Annotated in this window: 2 rRNA genes; both read right to left on the bottom strand. The window is 48.7% G+C overall.

The features are described from left to right. Positions 1 to 3: 3 nt before the first annotated feature. Positions 4 to 113 (bottom strand): 5S ribosomal RNA (gene rrf, locus M2448_RS20230). Between the two features lie 224 nt (positions 114 to 337). After that, positions 338 to 3,228 (bottom strand): 23S ribosomal RNA (locus M2448_RS20225). Between the last annotated feature and the right edge of the window lie 12 nt (positions 3,229 to 3,240).

Raw genomic sequence — 3,240 nt, 5'->3', positions numbered from 1 at the left:
TTAAAACGGCGGTAACCTACTCTCCCACTAATCGCAGTACCATCGGCACGACCGGGCTTAACTTCTCTGTTCGGAATGGGAAGAGGTGGAACCCCGGTGTTATAACCACCTGAATGCTCTTCAGTCAACAGTGAGCAGTGAGCAGTCAACAGGGATATTATACCCTTAAGCTGCCTTGTGTTCACATGCCAACCGTATATGTCGACACGATGTAAAAAGATCAAGTATTGTTCGGCTTATTGTTCTATAGGTATCAAACCGTATTCTTTGTCTGTGCCAGCCAGGTCTATTGTTAACGGTTATTGATAACTGTTGACTGTTGACTGCTAACTGACACTACAGAAAGCGTCCGGGCTATTAGTACTACTCGGCTATGACATTACTGCCTTTACACCTGTAGCCTATCAAGGTCGTAGTCTACAACCACCCTTAAGGGATATCTTATCTTGAAGCCGGCTTCGTACTTAGATGCTTTCAGCACTTATCCAATCCGCACTTAGCTACCCGGCGATGCTCCTGGCGGAACAACCGGTGAACCAGGGGTGCGTCCAACACGGTCCTCTCGTACTAGTGTCAGATCTCCGCAAATATCCTGCGCCCACGATAGATAGAGACCGAACTGTCTCACGACGTTCTGAACCCAGCTCGCGTGCCACTTTAATGGGCGAACAGCCCAACCCTTGGGACCTGCTCCAGCCCCAGGATGTGACGAGCCGACATCGAGGTGCCAAACCATTCCGTCGATATGAGCTCTTGGGAATGATCAGCCTGTTATCCCCGGAGTACCTTTTATCCTTTGAGCGATGGCCATTCCATACTGAAACCACCGGATCACTATGCTCTAGTTTCCTACCTGATCGACTTGTGGGTCTCTCAGTCAAGCGTGCTTATACCATTACACTCTACTGACGGTTACCAATCGTCATGAGCACACCTTTAGAAGCCTCCGTTACTCTTTTGGAGGCGACCACCCCAGTCAAACTACCCACCATACAGTGTCCCCGCATCAGCGGGTTAGACGTCAAACAATCAAAGGGCCGTATTTCAAGGATGGCTCCACTAGTACTGGCGTACCAACTTCATTGCCTCCGGCCTATCCTACACATTAAGTGCCCAACGTCAATGTAAAGCTATAGTAAAGGTTCACGGGGTCTTTTCGTCCCATCGCGGGTAATCGGCATCTTCACCGATACTACAATTTCACCGAGATCACAGTTGAGACAGTGTCAAGATCATTACACCATTCGTGCAGGTCGGAACTTACCCGACAAGGAATTTCGCTACCTTAGGACCGTTATAGTTACGGCCGCCGTTTACTGGGGCTTCAATTCAATGCTTCTCATTGCTGATGACATCTCCTCTTAACCTTCCAGCACCGGGCAGGTGTCAGACTATATACTTCTTATTGCTAATTCGCATAGCCATGTGTTTTTGATAAACAGTTGCCTTGACCTATTCTCTGCGACCGCCATTGCTGACGGTACCCTTTATCCCGAAGTTACAGGGTCATTTTGCCTAATTCCTTAACTGTGAATCGCTCGAGCGCCTTAGTATTTTCAACCCGACTACGTGTGTCCGTTTGTGGTACGGTTGAACAAAAGATTAAAGTTTAGCGGGTTTTCTTGGCAGTCTGATTACCTGCATTATCTGCGCGCCCGAAGGGTTGCAGTCCTGTGGGGGTTCGACTCTCCCGGCGGATTTGCCTACCGGAATCAACGTCTACGCCTTTCAACCACCGAATCCGTCTGGTGGCAGCAGTATCACTCCTGCGTCGCCGCATCACTCTTTTATTCAGTACCGGAATATTAACCGGTTCGTCCATCTGCATTGCCGTTCGGCTTAGCATTAGGGCCCGACTTACCCTGATCCGATTAGCGTTGATCAGGAAACCTTAGTCTTTCGGCGAGGAGGTTTCTCACCTCCTTTATCGTTACTTATACCTACATTTGCTTTTCTACACGCTCCAGTGAAGTTTACACTTCGCCTTCAACGCAGAGTAGAATGCTCCCCTACCGATAATATTTATCCCATAGCTTCGGTAACATGTTTAATGCCCGATTATTATCCACGCACGACCACTCGACTAGTGAGCTGTTACGCACTCTTTAAATGAATGGCTGCTTCCAAGCCAACATCCTAGCTGTCTTAGTAATCATACTTCGTTAATTCAACTTAACATGTATTTGGGGACCTTAGCTGATGGTCTGGGTTCTTTCCCTCTCGGACATGGACCTTAGCACCCATGCCCTCACTCCCGGTAAAGATATTGTGCCCATTCGGAGTTTATCTGGACTTGATAGGCGGCGAAGCCCTCGCATCCAATCAGTCGCTCTACCTGACACAATATTATAAGCCGAGGCTGCACCTAAATGCATTTCGGGGAGTACGAGCTATCTCCAAGTTTGATTAGCCTTTCACCCCTACCCTCACGTCATCCGAAAACTTTTCAACGTTTAACGGTTCGGTCCTCCAGTTGGTGTTACCCAACCTTCAACCTGCACAAGGGTAGATCACTTGGTTTCGCGTCTACTCCTACTGACTCAGACGCCTTGTTAGGACTTGCTTTCGCTTCGGCTCGGTGCATACTTACACTTAACCTTGCCAGTAAGAGTAACTCGTAGGTTCATTATGCAAAAGGCACGCCGTCACAGCTTAAGCTGCTCCGACCGCTTGTAGGCACATGGTTTCAGGGTCTGTTTCACTCCTCTGTTCGAGGTGCTTTTCACCTTTCCCTCACGGTACTGGTTCACTATCGGTCTCTCAGGAGTATTTAGCCTTACCGGATGGTCCCGGCAGATTCACACAGGATTTCTCGTGTCCCGCGCTACTCAGGATACTGCTAGGCTTCGCGTCGGAGTCGTATACAGGATTATCACCTTCTTTGATCGAACTTTCCAGATCGTTCTACTTCCAACGTTTCGTGCCACAACGCAGTCCTACAACCCCGGTATTGCCTAAACAATACCGGTTTGGGCTGGTCCCAGTTCGCTCGCCACTACTTTGGGAATCATTGTTATTTTCTGTTCCTACGGGTACTTAGATGTTTCAGTTCCCCGCGTTAGCTCAATGCATAGCATTGTAACAGAGTACTACTCTGTTGGGTTGCCCCATTCGGAGATCCAGGGATCAATGGTTATTTGCACCTACCCCTAGCTTTTCGCAGCTTATCACGTCCTTCATCGCCTCTGAGAGCCTAGGCATCCCCCATGTGCCCTTTATTACTTTCTTTATTCTTTTACG

It is taken from the genome of Dysgonomonas sp. PF1-14 (assembly GCF_029892965.1).
Lineage (GTDB): Bacteria > Bacteroidota > Bacteroidia > Bacteroidales > Dysgonomonadaceae > Dysgonomonas.
This window is presented reverse-complemented; position numbering and strand designations above follow the sequence as displayed.